Here is a 14,747-nt window from a genome sequence, read left to right on the forward strand (position 1 = left end):
AGGAGTGCATAGCGTGTCGCGTATTTGATACTCGTCTGAGCTACTACATCTGAGCTACTACATCTGAGTTATGCGCTATAGTTCAATCGCTGCTTTCATACCAGAACTAATAGCGCCTTCAATATAATTAACAGCACTACCGTCTCCGATTGAGCTGATTTTGAAGCCTTCCGCGACCAACATCTGCTCAAAGTCGCTATTAGGCGCTGCGCCTTGAGCCATAATGACGCTATCACTTGCTAATGTTTGTGCTGCATCTTCTTTATCTGTGAAGGTTACATTATTGGCATCAATTTTATTCACAGTTGAATTTGTAAGAATTTTTACTCCTAATTCATTGAGCTCTTGCAAGATCCGCCAACGACGTACAATCGACAGTTCGCTGCCTAAGTCTCTTGTTGGTTCGATGATGGTCACATCCCGTCCTCGAAGCGCTAAGAATTCTGCCAATTCTAATCCGACTAAACCCCCACCAATAACTGTAATCTTTTTACCCAGAGGCATCCATAACTTAGACAGCTGACGGCAGGCATCTAAACTGGATGTGACGCCACTTGCTGATCCGGCATTGAACATCGCTCGTTGTGAAAGTGACAGCTTTTGCTTAGCGATATCTTTGCCTTCGCCGGTCATGAGTAGACGCAATTCATCTCCAGACCATACGTGTTGCAGTTGCGAACCGACGATATTTGGACTCGTGCGGCGGGCGCCCACCGCAAGTAGAATTTCATCAGGTTGCAATTGGCTAAGTAATTCAACCGATGCTTCGGTATTAAGGCGAATATCCACCTTAGATTGCTTCAGCTGATTAATTTGGTATTCGAGTAATTTACCATTTTCAGGGTAGGTCATTGAGGCAAAAAACAGAGTGCCACCTAGGCGTGACCCTCGTTCAATCAGCGTCACTCTATGACCACGGTCACTGGCAACTTTTGCAGCTTCCATGCCACTAGGGCCAGCTCCGACAATAACGATATGTTTTACTTTGTCAGTGGCAATGATGTTCAGTGTTGATTCATGTCCTGTTCTCGGGTTTACCGCGCACTTCACTCGCTGATTAATAAAAATTTGGCTAACGCAGACATAACAATATATGCAGGGACGGATCTCCTCAGCGCGGTTATTGATGATTTTGTTTGGCAGCTCTGGGTCCGCTAGCAGTTTTCTCGCCATTGCAACAAAAGCTATTTTGCCACTGCCAATCGCTTTATCGGCAACATCGGGCTCTAAACGACCAACCGCAGTAACAGGGATTGAAACATGTTTACTCACCTCTGCGGCCCAATGAAGAAAACCTGCAGGCTTTTGTACTAAGGGCGCTTCGGTAAATGCATCGCCTCGATTAGTATTGGCATAGGCTGAAATACTCAAGGCATTGAGGCCTGCAGCTTCAACCAGCTTGGCGACCTCGATGCAGTCTTCAATTGTGATCCCGCCAGGAGTGCGTAATTCTGCCGCATCGAGCCTTAACCAAACTGGGTAATCATTACCAACTTGTTGCCGCACAGCCGCTATCACTTCGAGCAACAACCGCGCTCTGTTTTCGAGGCTGCCGCCATACTTATCATCACGTTTGTTGTAATAAGCCGATAAAAAGCCTGCAATAATGTAGCTGTGAGCAGCATGAATCTCGACTCCATCAAAGCCCGCTTGTTTAGCTCTAAGTGCGGCAGATGCGAACCAAGCTACCATTTGCTTGATATCTGCTTGGTCCATAACCCGAATTTTAATCTGCCCGCCTGCTTTTGGGCGAATGAAAGAGGCCAGTTCACTATGGGTTAAGGTCTTCATCATATCGCTATTGGTCGCGGGTGGCATTGATGGCACCCATAAATCCCTGCCTTCGGCTAAATCCCTTACCGCAGTTTTACCTGCATGCTGTAACTGGATAGCGATTTTGGCACCATGCTTATGTACGCGGTCGGTTAACTGCTTTAGACCGGGAATAAACTCATCAGATGAAATACCAACTTGGTAAGGCTCTGCAGTACCCGCAGGGTAAGCAATAGCACCCACCCCCATGGTTAGCAGTGCAGCGCCGCCTTTAGCCCTTTCTTCGTAGAAAGCTTGAATGCGTTCACCACAATGGCCATTAGACTCCGCAAAATTGGATCCCATAGGAGCCATTACCATGCGGTTTTTAAGCGTCAAACTGCCTATTTTTCCGGGTTTTAGTAAATGTTCGAAGTTCGCCATTGATACTCTCTCTAATTTTTGTCTTTGTGATCGTTATTATTTTTAATTATTCGTCATTAGGTAGCAGGCTGTTCGGAACACGATTAACCCATAATACCTAATATGTCAGCGCTAAAATTGCCGACACATTAACCATGCTTGAGAAAGTCGAGGCAAGTTCGGTTAAATAGGTCTTGGTGCTCTACTTGGATCCAATGCCCGCAGCGATTAAGTAACAAGAACCTTGCGTTAGGCGCGTTGTCTAGAAATTTATCAACTCCCGCGGGCGGGTTAAAGTTGTCATTGGTGCCCCAAAACCCCAAAATAGGGCATTCGACAAGTCGTAATTGCTCGGTCATATTTGGCACTAACATCGTCGAAAATAAGTTTTTTGGCTGGGTGGTCGCGACTTCTGCGCGCTCGCGCAGAGTATTGTCGTCTAGTTGCGATGAATCAAATAGCTGCAGACGCATGACTTGACGCATCTCTTCAACTCCCATGGGGCCTTGGCTATAAATCTCAACCATTTTTTGGATCCCTACCATTTGAAAGTAGGTTTCGCGATCTTCAACGCCGCCCGGGGCCATTAGAATAAGTTGCTCGACGGTTCGTGGGTACTTAAGTGCTTGCCCTAATGCAATCGCACCTCCTAAAGAGTTGCCGAGCAATGTGCATTGTTCGATCCCTGTTTTCAGCAAAAATTGATTTAAGGTCTCAACAAAAAAAGCTAAATCGTAATTAATGTCATTGGGCTTATCTGACTGACCAAAACCTGGTAAGTCCAGAACAATATTTCTAAAGCCTGCTTTTTCAAAAACAGGATAATTGCCTTTAAAGTTACTATGGCCGCTCGCTCCGGGTCCACTTCCATGGAGCCATAACACGGTTTTACCTTCTCCTTTGTCCAGATAGTGCAAAGTCAGTCCATTATCAAGAGTGACAAATTTTCCTTGGATCACATTTGAATCAGAGAGCGAGCTATTCATAGATTATTCCTTATCACCATGATCAAGGAGCCTAAGCAACAGCTTAGCTAATCAGGTGTAGTCAATTGCTAAAATTAGATTAATCCTCTAATTCAACTGTGTTTTTGACATCGTCCATACAGACCACAGAAGCAATAAGTTTGCTGATTTATAGCCCAGTAACAAGTTGGCCTTACTGCAACATTTATTTTAATTGGCACTCATAAATGCGCTTAGTCTTCTTGGACGATGTCTAGTTTTGACAGCTCTATCAACATGTTTCTCACCATATAGGTCCGTCGATATGACATCTAATTAAAGTCAGTCCAATTTGGAGAGAGCATGAAACATAAAGATAAAGTTATTTTTGTTACCGGTGCGGGTCAAGGAATGGGACTGGCAATGGTTAAGTTATTTGCCGAGCAAGGCGCTAAAGTCGCCGCTATCGATATTAATGAAGCTGCAGCTAAAAAAGTGGCTGAGCAACAAAGTGCTGAGTCAGGCACTGAGGTTATTGGTATTGGTTGCGATATTTCCCAGTCCAGTTCAGTCCGAGACGCGATTACGGAGGTGGTGCAACGCCTCGGCAGTATTGATGTTGTGATCAATAACGCGGGGATCGGCTCAATTGACTCATTTATCGATACCCCGGACGAAAACTGGCACAAAGTGATTAATGTCAATCTTACCGGCACCTTCTACTGTTGCCGCGAAGCTGCCCGTGTCATGAAAGAGCAGGGTAGCGGTTGTATCATCAATATTTCGAGCACCGCAGTGATGTCAGGTGATGGCCCTAGTCATTACTGTGCATCTAAAGCGGGCGTTATCGGACTTACCCGCTCAATTGCAAAAGAGCTTGCTGCAAGTGGCATTCGCGTTAATACCATAGTCCCCGGTCCTACCAATACCCCAATGATGGCTGATATTCCAGAAGAGTGGACTCAGCAGATGATCGACGCCATTCCATTAGGTCGTATGGGAGAACCCGCTGATATTGCCAAGCTTGCATCTTTTATTGCCAGTGACGATGCCTCTTTTATAACCGGGCAGAACTTAGCGGTAAACGGCGGAATGGCGTTTTTATAAGGGACAATCATGACGGAATCTATAGAAAAGCGTATCGATCGTCTGGAATCGATAGAAGAGATCCGCCAGTTAGCCGGTAAATACTCTTTGTCTTTGGATATGCGCGATCTTGATGCTCATGTTGGTTTATTCGCTGAAGATATTCGTGTCGGCAGAGAAAAAACCGGTAGAGCGCATTTGAAGAGTTGGGTTGATAGCACTCTAAGAGATCAATTTAGCGGCACCTCACATCATATTGGTCAACATATCATTGAATTTATCGATGAAAATCATGCGATTGGGGTCGTCTACTCTAAAAATGAACATGAAACCGGCGCCGAATGGGTTTTGATGCAAATGCTGTACTGGGACGACTACGAACGAATAGAAGGCCGCTGGTATTTTAGACGACGATTACCTTGTTATTGGTACGCCTCAGATCAAAATAAACCCGCAATCGGCGATATGAAGATGCGTTGGCCGGGAAAAACCTGTTATTCCGGTACGTTTCACGATCTATTTCCAAGCTGGAAGCAGTTTTGGTCGCAGCGACCCAATACAAACGAATTACCCAATGTCGCAACGCCTGCACCTATAGAGCAATTTTTAAACATGATGCGTAAAGATACTCCGGCACCAAAGATCCGGGTGAAGTAGTGGTTTGAAGCTTACATGGACAGCGATTACATGCAAATTAACGTCACCATTGATAAGGACATGATGTGAAAATTAAAAACCACAGTGGAGTGCCCTTGGCCTCCATGGAAGAGACTCAGGCAAAGAGTGACAAACGATCGAAAGCGGCGCAACTTATTAAACCTTATGCAAAATATACAATCGCAGACAGGGTAGAACAACAAGCGCAGTCGCAACAGGATAAAACATTTCTTGTTTATAATGACCAGCACTTTAGTTACGCAGAAGTCGATCAACGTGCAAACCAAGTGGCCAACTTAGCTGCATCTCGAGGTCTAAATGCTGGAGATGTTTGTGCAATGGTGCTTGAAAATCGGCCCGAGTTTTTCTTTATTTGGTTTGGATTGACCAAATTGGGCGTCATTGTCGCGTTTATTAATTCACAGGTTCACGGGGCTCCTTTATCCCACGCGATTAAAGAGACTGAAGCAAGCGCCGTCATAGTCGGTGAAGAGTGTGCCCACTTAGTGAGTAAGACTATCAGTGATATTACAGATTGCTCGCTGTTACAGGTGCCACTTTGGTTAGCTTCTGATGTCGAAAAAACTGCAGCCAACAAAGACCTTGAATGCTTTGATAGCAATTTAGCCTTGAATTATATGGATTACAGTCGTGAATTTGATTCAAGGGTAGCCCGAAAAGATATTACCGCAGAAACGCCGAGTTTACTTATTTTCACCTCTGGAACAACAGGCCTACCCAAAGCAGCCATATACAGCCATATGCGTTGGTTATGTTCTGGTGATGTGATGTCGGTGACAATCGATGCAACTGAATCTGATGTGTTTTACGTCTGCCTGCCTATGTATCATGGCGCAGCGGCAACGTCAGTGACTTCAACCGCTTTAGCGGCTGGCGCAAGTATTGTGGTTAGGCGAAAATTCAGTGTGCGTGAGTTTTGGCCGGATGTGCAGCAAAACGGGATTACCGTATGTCAGTACATCGGTGAGATCTGTCGCTATTTACTCAATTATGACGACAGTAAAAATCAAGGCCAAGGAGTAAAAGATCATACTTTACGCTGCATGCTTGGCGCCGGTCTTAGTGCCGAGTCTTGGTTGAGTTGGATTAACAAGTTTGGTGAGATGGACATTTATGAAGGTTGGGGCTCCACAGAGGCCAATACTAATTTAATTAATCTAGATAACTACATAGGTTCATGTGGCAGAGTAGCAGATTGGAGCAAGACCAATTTTCGCCTGGTTAAATTCAACACTGATTTAGAATGCCATGAAAAGGATGCCGATGGCTTGTATGTGCCTTGTAAAAGTGGTGAAGTCGGCGAGGCGATAGGCATGATCATTAATCATCCAGAGTTTGGCGGTGGCCGCTTTGAAGGCTATACCTCGAGTAATGCAACAGAGAAGAAGATCCTTGCTGATGTATTTACCCAGGGCGACGCATACTGGCGTTCAGGAGACTTATTACGTTTTGATGACAATGGCTATTTTTATTTTGTCGATAGAATAGGTGATACCTATCGCTGGAAAAGTGAGAACGTGTCCTCACAGGAAGTCGCAAATGAATTGAGTGGATTAGCAGGACTTGAATTGATCAATATCTATGGTGTTCAAGTACCTGAGCATGAAGGCAGAGCCGGAATGGCAGCAATCGTTATGCAACAAGGGAAAGATTTTGACCCTAATGCGTTTTATGCACTAACAGAGGCTAAGTTACCTCGTTACGCTGCGCCACAATTTGTCAGAGTCAGCAGTGTTGCAGACATGACTTCAACCTTTAAGCTACGTAAGGTTGATTTGCAAAAACAAGGATATAACCCAATTGGTTGTGACGATCCTATTTATATCCGCAATGATAAATTAGAGACTTATGTACGCTACTCCGATGAGGCGTTAACAGCAGTCGGTTTACCGCCGTTTAAACAAGTGTGATCAGGAGGATAAATGGGACTATTAGGTAATGCAGCCATCGTAGGAGCTGCTCAGTACAAACCTGAAAAATATCAAACAGCGCCACAGATGTTCCATTTGGAACAAGTCGCCGACTTAGCCAATCAAGCGCTACAAGATGCGGGTTTAGGCCTAAATGAACTCGATGGACTGGTGATCAGTGGCCCCCAGTTCCATGAAGCATCCATTTTTGTGCCTGCCATGGCGGCCGAGTACCTGGGAATAGAGGTTAACTTTGCAGAAGTGGTTGATCTTGGCGGCTGCACATCAGTGGGTATGATTTGGCGCGCCGCGGCAGCCATTGAGTTAGGTCTTTGTCAGGCGGTGCTGTGTGTTATCCCCGCGCGGATGGCGCCTTTAGCCCCCAATGAAGATCCAGCTTGGATGGCCGAAGCGATGCGCTACGGCGGCCATAGTACCGCTTTTGGTGCTCCAGAAGCTGAATTTGATATTCCATATGGTCATGTTGGGCAAAATAGTGGTTACGCTATGATTACACAGCGCTACGCGGCCAAATATGGCTATGATCCTGTGGCGATGGCAAAAATTGCTGTTGATCAGCGTACCAATGCTCAGTATCACCCCGATGCGATATTTAATGGCAAAACCTTAAGTGTTGAAGAAGTACTTGCCAGTAAAAAGGTTGCAGAACCCTTACATGTTTTAGAAATTGTCATGCCAGTTGCCGGCGGCGCTGCTGTTATTGTTGCTTCAAAAGAGTTGGCTGCTAAAGCAAAAAATCGTCCCGCTTTTGTGACTGGATTCGGCGAGCGCTTGTCATATAAATCTCCCTCGTATGCGCAAGAGATGACGGTAACACCTTTAGCACAAGCCGCTAAGCAGGCTTTCACTATGTCAGGTCTAAAGCCTGAGGATATGCAAGCCGCTCAAATTTATGACTGTTATACCATTACAGTTTTACTTTCGCTTGAAGACGCAGGTTTCTGTCCAAAGGGCGAAGGAATGAAGTTCGTCAGGGAGCATGATCTGACGTGGCAAGGTGATTTCCCGCTTAATACTCATGGTGGTCAATTAAGCTTTGGTCAATCAGCCTCAGCAGGCGGAATGTCGCAAGTTATTGAAGCATTCCATCAAATTTCGGGGCGTGCAGAGGGGCGGCAAATTAAGGATTGTGACAATGTTTTTGTCAGCGGTACTGGCGGCGTGATGAGTGAGCAAGGCGCACTGATTTTACAAGGAGGCTAATGATGAGCAGTTTTAAACCATTGCCATTGGCAACAAAAATTTCTATGCCTTTTTGGCAAGCATTAAAAGAACAAAGTATTCAATTACAGCAATGTAATTCATGCGACGGTTGGGTCTTTTTTCCTCGTAATCATTGTAGTCATTGCTTAGCGCATGACTTGACGTGGAAACCCGTTAGCGGCGATGCAACTTTATATACTTATACCGTTGCCCGAGTACCGACTATGGCGGAATTTAAAGACGAGTCCCCACAAATTCTCGCCGTTGTAACGCTTAAAGAAGGGGTGAGAATGAATACCACCCTTGTTGGCGTGCAAGAGAAAGACATCATGGTCGGCATGCACTTAAAGCCTGTATTTGACCAAGTTGATGTCAAAGGTAATACACTTTTAAGGTTCACCAGTGTTGATAGCGATTTAAGTGTTCTAGAGTATCAAGACCCTCTGGCTAACCTAGCTAGAAATAGTCAGGGACAAGTTCAGGTACCAATTACCAATTTAGCTGCACTGAATGCGTTAGTGACCGATGAGTTTTCTCCATGGAGTGAGCCGTTAACGGTAGATCAAGGCTTGATTAATGGGTTCGCTGATCTTTCTGGCGATGATTATTGGATCCATACCGACCCAGAAAAAGCCGCTAAAGAGAGCCCGTTCGGCACGACGATTGCTCATGGCTCGTTAGTGCAAGTGTTACAGTCACGGTTGCCACTGACCTTGCCATATGAAATTGTGGGTTTTAATACCATGGTTAATTACGGTTCAGACAGATTGAGGTTTCCGACCCCAGTCCCAGCTGGCGCACGGATCCAATCACGCGCTAGAGTTAAATCGGTAGCCTCTACCCATAAGGGACTGCAACTTATCCTCGAAGTCCATATTCATTTAGTCGATAACGATAGGCCTTCAGTTATCAATGAATTGGTCATTTTCTACCGCTAGTTTTCACTTTCCCCATTTAGCCTTGGCCGAGTTAACCGCTCGGCTTTTTTTTGCTAAAAATTAATAGTCCCCATTAGTTCGAGTTAAATCAGTCGGTTATATCATAATCCTTTTTTTAGTCTTAACGGACGATGAAGCTATTGATGCTGTTCAAGATAATTGAATTCATGCAGAAAAGGAGACAAACAACAATGGACATTAAAGCACTCGGCTATTTCGTTGCACAAACTGATGATCTCGCACAATGGCAGCAATATGCTGAAAATGTATTAGGCATGATGGTCACATCAGCCCCTGGCGGCGGTCTTTACTTAAAAATGGATGACCGACCTTACCGCATGCTAATTGTTGAGGGCAGTGATAAGCGTTATCTAGCGTCAGGATGGGAGCTTGCTTCACAAGCCGCTTTTAACACTGCGATTGAATCTTTAAACGCAAAAGAGGTGAGCTGGGAAGAAGGTAACGCTGCCGAATGCTTGCAGCGTGGTGTGCAGCAACTTGCAATAGTCATTGACCCCGCGGGCAATAGACACGAATTGTATTGGGGGCATAAATCTGATTGCCAACCGTTTATTTCACCTCAAGGTGTACCAGCCTTCCTTACGGGTGATATGGGATTAGGTCATACGGTTTTGCCAGCGCCTAATTTCGATGAGACATACGCATTTATGACAGATGTCCTAGGTTTTGGCTTATCCGATATATTCAATTTCAAACCCTCGCCAGACGCCGAGCCCATTCGTATTCATTTTATGCACTGCAATAACCCTAGACACCATAGCTTGGCTATTTGTGAGTTTCCATCGCCAGTAGGCTGCGTGCATGTCATGGTTGAAGTGGAGTCAATGACAGAAGTGGGCCGCGCCCATGATAGGCATCAAAATCACGGTGTTGCGCTATCAGCCACTTTGGGTCAGCACCTCAACGACAAAATGACCTCTTTTTACATGAAAACACCATCTCAGTTTGATCTTGAGTTTGGTTGCGGCGGTTTGCAAGTTGATTGGCAGGACCATTGCGCCTTTGAGTTTACTCGAGTGAGCATTTGGGGCCACGATTTTTCAGTTGGACAAAATCAACAAGGAGCCGAGTAGATGAATAAATTACAAACCGTAAAGCAAATGGTCGAACAGCTCGAAGACGGCATGACTATCGGTATCGGTGGTTGGGGACCAAGACGAAAGCCGATGGCGCTAATTCGCGAGATCCTTCGCTCAGACTTAAAAGATCTCACCATTGTTGCCTATGGCGGTGCAGACGTTGGCATGCTTTGCGCTGCCAATAAAGTAAAGAAAGTTATCTTCGCATTTGTATCTCTTGATTTTATTCCCCTCGAGCCCTTTTTCAGAAAGGCTCGTCAAAATGGTGACATCGACATCATGGAAATTGATGAGGGAATGATGTTGCTCGGCTTACGGGCTGCAGCATGGGGTTGCCCATTTATACCGACTCAAGTCGGCTTAGGTACCGATGTCGTTAAGGTTAATCCGGACTTAAAAGTCATTGATAGCCCCTATGACGATAAAGAGTGGGTAGCCATGCCAGCATTGAAGCTCGACGCGGCACTGATCCATGTCGATAGAGCCGATGTTCGCGGTGTGTGTCAAATCACTGGACCCGATCACTATATGGATGATTGGTTTGTTAGAGCGGCTAAAAAAGCCTTGGTGACCTGCGATGAACTTGTGGGATCTGAAGTATTTAACGACCCTAATGCAGCACGCTGTGTTTTTTGGGAGCGTAGCCTAACAACCGCAGTCGCCCATGTCCCCGCGGGTGCTCATCCAACCTCTTGCGCGCCTTTTTACGGTTTTGATACCGCCCATTTTAAAGAATACAACGCTTGTGCGCGTGACGGTGGTTTTGAACTGTATTTCGATAAATATGTAAAAGATAAGTGTGAAAATGATTATCAAGCGTTAGTCGGCGGGGTAGACACCATAAAACAATTAGCCTTACCGGTTTACTAAACATATCAACGACAGCAGCGCCTTGAATACATTGCGAGGCGGTCAAATTTTGCAGCAAGGAAAAGGATAACACGATGACTATAGCGAAAGAGTACAGCTTAGCAGAGCTGATGATATGCGCCGCTGCAGAGGCATTTCGCCATGATGGTGAGGTACTTGCAACCGGTATTGGGCTAATTCCTCGCCTTGGTGCTAGTTTAGCCATGAAAACTTTTAACAGCGATCTGATGATGACAGACTCAGAAGCTTATTTGTTGTCAGAGCCAAATCCGGTAGGGCCAAGAGCTGATAATTACATTCAGCAAAATGAAACATGGATGGGTTTTTCACGGATTTTTGATAATGTTTGGAGCCGTAAGCGCCATGCGATGGTAGGCCCGACTCAAATTGACCAATTTGGTCAGGCAAACATTTCAGCATTAGGCAGTGACTATAGTAAGCCAAAGGTGCAAATGCTTGGCGTAAGGGGCTTTCCTGGCAACTCAATTAGCCACCCTAATTCGTTCTTTGTACCAAGCCACAATACTCGTGTTTTCGTAAAAGGTGAGTGCGATATGGTGGCATCGATTGGTTATAACCCTGAACGGTTGCCAAAAGGCTACCGACTCGATGATATCGATATACGCCTAGTGATAACCGATCTATGCGTGATGGACTTTAACGGCCCGGATCACCAATTACGTTTAGTGAGTCTGCATCCCGGGGTCGCGCTTAATACGGTTATTGAAAATACAGGGTTTGCAATAGACATTGCGCAAAATGTAAAGACAACACCGCCGCCAACCGTTGAGCAACTCGCTATTATTGCCGCGTTAGATCCGCATAACTTAAGAGCAAAACAACTTAAAGACAATCCTCCTGGTGATAGAACCACTAGCGCCAAACTCGTAGAAGAGGTGGCCTAATGTCTAACAATACAGCTCACAGTGAAGCGGCCCCGCAAACTACGGATAACCAACTAGCCGCGCTTGATGTAAGTCAGCGCGAAGATATTGATGGCGTCGTGTTTTATGAGGTGCGGGAACAAGTTGCAATTGTAACCATGAATCGCCCCGAATATAACAATGCACAAAATTCGAAAATGACCTACGCGCTCGACGCCGCTTTTAAACGAGCGTGCGACGACGACAAGGTAAAAGTGATCATACTCGCCGGTGAAGGTAAGCACTTTTCAGCCGGACATGACATCGGCACCCCCGGACGCGACGTTGACCAAGAGTTTGATCGTGCCAGTCTTTGGTACGATCACAGCAATAAAAGCGGCGGTGAGTTTTTATATGCGAGAGAGCAAGAGGTTTACTTAGGTATGTGTCGTCGCTGGCGTGATATGCCGAAGCCGACCATTGCTATGGTACAAGGCGCCTGTATCGCTGGCGGGCTAATGCTAGCCTGGGTATGTGACCTAATTATCTGTTCTGATGATGCCTATTACTGCGACCCAGTTGTTCGAATGGGGATCCCAGGCGTTGAATATTTTGCGCACGTGCATGAGCTTAACTCTCGCATTGCAAAAGAGTTTTTATTCTTAGGCGACAAAATGAATGCTCAGCGTGCTTATGAGTTAGGCATGGTGAACCGAATTTTTTCGAGGAAAGATCTCACTAGCGAGACGTTAACCATAGCTAATAAAATCGCCCAAATGCCACGACTTGGTTTGCAACTAACTAAGCAAGCGATTAATAACGCAGAAGATTTGATGGGCAAACGTAGCACTATGGATATGGTTTTTGGCTTACATCATTTTGCTCATGTTCATAATGAGTCAATATCCGGAGACAAACTCGGTGGCTTTGATGCAAAAGCGATGGCAAAAGCCAACAAGGCTGCCAGCGGTGCAGAGAAGTGCAAGGAGACATCATGAGCCATGCCGTTGATGCTACAAATCCTGTTGATCCAGTGTATGAGCTTAAAACCGATTTAACTGAAATGCTGGGTTGCCGCTATCCCATTGTCCAAACCGCAATGGGTTGGGTGTCAGACGCAAACTTGGTGATTGCAACCACAAAAGCGGGCGGATTTGGATTCTTAGCCGGTGCGACAATAGAGGCTTCTGAGCTAGAAAATGAAATTCTCAAGGTTATTACTGCCACTGGGAATAGTCATTTTGGTCTCAATTTTCATATGTTCCAAGAGAATGCCAAAGAGTGTGTTGATCTCGCGATCAAGTACTCCCTTAGAGCCGTTAGTTATGGCCGAGGCCCAGATAAACAAACCATCTCGCGGCTAAAAGCAGCAAAAGTGTTATGTATCCCTACCGTTGGCGCACTGAAACATGCGTTAAAAGCGCAAGCGCTAGGGGCTGACATCATCACGATTCAAGGTGGAGAAGGTGGTGGCCATACTGGCGGTGTGCCTTCAAGCATACTCTTACCCCAAGTACTCGATGCGGTATCGATTCCAGTAATTGCGGCAGGTGGATTCTCAACCGGACGTGGTTTAGCTGCAGCTTTAGCTTCTGGAGCATGCGGTATAGCAATGGGGACTCGTTTTTTAATGACCTCTGACTCACCCACACCGGCACATACGCTCAATAAGTATTTGGAAGTTAACGACACCCAAGCTATTAAAGTGACAACAGCTGTAGATGGTATGCGCCATAGAATGATTAATTCTCCATTTATTGCGCGCCTTGAAAAAGCCAGCCCATTTGGGCGTCTACGGATCGCACTAGCAAGTGCATGGTACTGGAAAAATGAAACCGGAATGACATTTGCCCACATGGTCAAAGTGTTTATCGAATCGGTGAAAACTGAGCCTGGGGCCGTGTCTCAAGTTGTTATGTCCGCAAATCAGCCAGTGTTATTACAGCGTTCAATGGTCGATGGCCAACCCAATGAAGGCATTCTGCCAAGTGGTCAAGTTGCAGCCTCAATTAATGAACTTATCAGTGTCGATCAGCTAGTAACCGATATCGTAAAACAAGCACATCAATGCTTAAGCCAACTTCAGGCTCGAACATTAATTACCGAGACACCAATCAATAAAAATCACTCTACAAAGGAGGCTAGCTAATTATGGCCAATGCATCGGTTAACCCTATTTCGCTGCCTAAATCAGCATTTATTACAGAGCTAAAAAATGGCGTCGCGGAGTTGGTGATCAACAAACCGCCAGTCAATGCCTTAGATAGCCATGAATGGTTCGCCTTAGCTCATGAGATTGAACGACTCAACGCGGATCTAGCCGTTAGAGTGATTGTTATTCGTGCTGAAGGTCGAGGCTTTTGTGCCGGCGTTGACATTAAAGAACTGGATCAGTACCCAGAACGCATTGTTGCCGTAAATGCCGGTAATTATGCGACGTTTAAAGCCATTCATCGGGCAACAGTGCCGGTAATTGTCGCCGTTCATGGATTTGTACTGGGCGGTGGAATTGGTATCACAGGTGCTGCAGATATTGTAGTTGCATCCGATTGTGCCACATTTGCACTACCAGAGGTGGATCGCGGCGCAATGGGCGGTGGAGCCCATTTACAAAGATTGTTCCCGGTACAGAAAGTACGCTACATGTTTTTTACTGGTGACACTATCACGGCACCAGATGCAGAGCGCTATGGCTTTATTGAGCGCATCGTTACTAAGCAAGAGCTGCGTAAAACGGCGTTAGCTATTGCCACTAAAATCGCGGCGAAAAGTCCTGAAATGATCCGTATTGCCAAAGAAGCCTTAAATGGTATTGAAGATGGCAATCTCGAAGACAAATACCGCTGGGAGCAAGGTTTCACACTGCAGGCCTATACCTCTCCAGACTCAGCTGAAACTCGTAAGGCGTTTATCGAAAAGCGTGAAGCGAGCTTTTAGTTTTAACCCTTTACCATTCGAG

13 protein-coding genes are annotated in these 14,747 nt (G+C 45.7%); 11 read left to right on the top strand and 2 right to left on the bottom strand.

Going from position 1 to position 14,747, the window contains the following annotated elements:
• Positions 1-75: 75 nt before the first annotated feature.
• Together SPEA_RS11270 and SPEA_RS11275 are read right to left on the bottom strand one after the other, a co-directional pair.
• Entirely contained in the window at positions 76-2,196 is a 2,121-nt protein-coding gene (locus SPEA_RS11270) for an NAD(P)/FAD-dependent oxidoreductase (RefSeq protein ID WP_012155382.1), read from the bottom strand.
• Positions 2,197-2,324: 128 nt separating this feature from the next.
• On the bottom strand, positions 2,325-3,161 hold the full coding sequence (locus tag SPEA_RS11275) for an alpha/beta fold hydrolase (RefSeq protein WP_012155383.1): 837 nt from the start codon (positions 3,159-3,161) through the stop codon (positions 2,325-2,327).
• Between the two features lie 321 nt (positions 3,162-3,482).
• Here SPEA_RS11275 and SPEA_RS11280 point away from each other — a divergent pair, with 321 nt between their 5' ends.
• From SPEA_RS11280 to SPEA_RS11330, 11 genes are all read left to right on the top strand, one after another.
• Entirely contained in the window at positions 3,483-4,226 is a 744-nt protein-coding gene (locus SPEA_RS11280) for an SDR family NAD(P)-dependent oxidoreductase (RefSeq protein ID WP_012155384.1), read from the top strand.
• A gap of 9 nt (positions 4,227-4,235) precedes the next feature.
• The gene (locus SPEA_RS11285; protein WP_012155385.1) at positions 4,236-4,862 is read left to right on the top strand and encodes a nuclear transport factor 2 family protein; all 627 of its coding nucleotides are present in this window, start codon (positions 4,236-4,238) and stop codon (positions 4,860-4,862) included.
• 65 nt (positions 4,863-4,927) lie between these two features.
• Positions 4,928-6,793, top strand: a complete 1,866-nt coding sequence (locus SPEA_RS11290; protein ID WP_012155386.1) for a long-chain-acyl-CoA synthetase — start codon at positions 4,928-4,930, stop codon at positions 6,791-6,793.
• Between the two features lie 12 nt (positions 6,794-6,805).
• A complete protein-coding gene (locus SPEA_RS11295; protein ID WP_012155387.1) occupies positions 6,806-8,017 on the top strand; it encodes a thiolase family protein in 1,212 nt (403 codons plus the stop codon).
• The gene (locus SPEA_RS11300; RefSeq protein ID WP_223296496.1) at positions 8,017-8,955 is read left to right on the top strand and encodes a bifunctional OB-fold nucleic acid binding domain-containing protein/MaoC family dehydratase; all 939 of its coding nucleotides are present in this window, start codon (positions 8,017-8,019) and stop codon (positions 8,953-8,955) included. The genes SPEA_RS11295 and SPEA_RS11300 overlap by 1 nt, the downstream gene beginning before the upstream one ends.
• A gap of 191 nt (positions 8,956-9,146) precedes the next feature.
• Positions 9,147-10,049 carry a VOC family protein gene (locus tag SPEA_RS11305; RefSeq protein WP_012155389.1) on the top strand — a complete coding sequence of 301 codons (903 nt, stop codon included), beginning with the start codon at positions 9,147-9,149 and terminating at the stop codon, positions 10,047-10,049.
• On the top strand, positions 10,050-10,925 hold the full coding sequence (locus SPEA_RS11310; RefSeq protein ID WP_012155390.1) for a CoA transferase subunit A: 876 nt from the start codon (positions 10,050-10,052) through the stop codon (positions 10,923-10,925).
• 74 nt (positions 10,926-10,999) lie between these two features.
• The gene (locus SPEA_RS11315; RefSeq protein WP_012155391.1) at positions 11,000-11,830 is read left to right on the top strand and encodes a CoA-transferase subunit beta; all 831 of its coding nucleotides are present in this window, start codon (positions 11,000-11,002) and stop codon (positions 11,828-11,830) included.
• Complete coding sequence (locus SPEA_RS11320; protein WP_012155392.1) at positions 11,830-12,786, top strand: enoyl-CoA hydratase; 957 nt, start codon at positions 11,830-11,832, stop codon at positions 12,784-12,786. The genes SPEA_RS11315 and SPEA_RS11320 overlap by 1 nt, the downstream gene beginning before the upstream one ends.
• Complete coding sequence (locus SPEA_RS11325) at positions 12,783-13,937, top strand: NAD(P)H-dependent flavin oxidoreductase (protein ID WP_012155393.1); 1,155 nt, start codon at positions 12,783-12,785, stop codon at positions 13,935-13,937. Before SPEA_RS11320 ends, SPEA_RS11325 begins: the two co-directional genes overlap by 4 nt.
• A gap of 2 nt (positions 13,938-13,939) precedes the next feature.
• A complete protein-coding gene (locus SPEA_RS11330; RefSeq protein WP_012155394.1) occupies positions 13,940-14,725 on the top strand; it encodes an enoyl-CoA hydratase family protein in 786 nt (261 codons plus the stop codon).
• Positions 14,726-14,747: the final 22 nt, after the last annotated feature.

Origin of the sequence: Shewanella pealeana ATCC 700345 (assembly GCF_000018285.1) — a bacterium.
GTDB lineage: Bacteria > Pseudomonadota > Gammaproteobacteria > Enterobacterales > Shewanellaceae > Shewanella > Shewanella pealeana.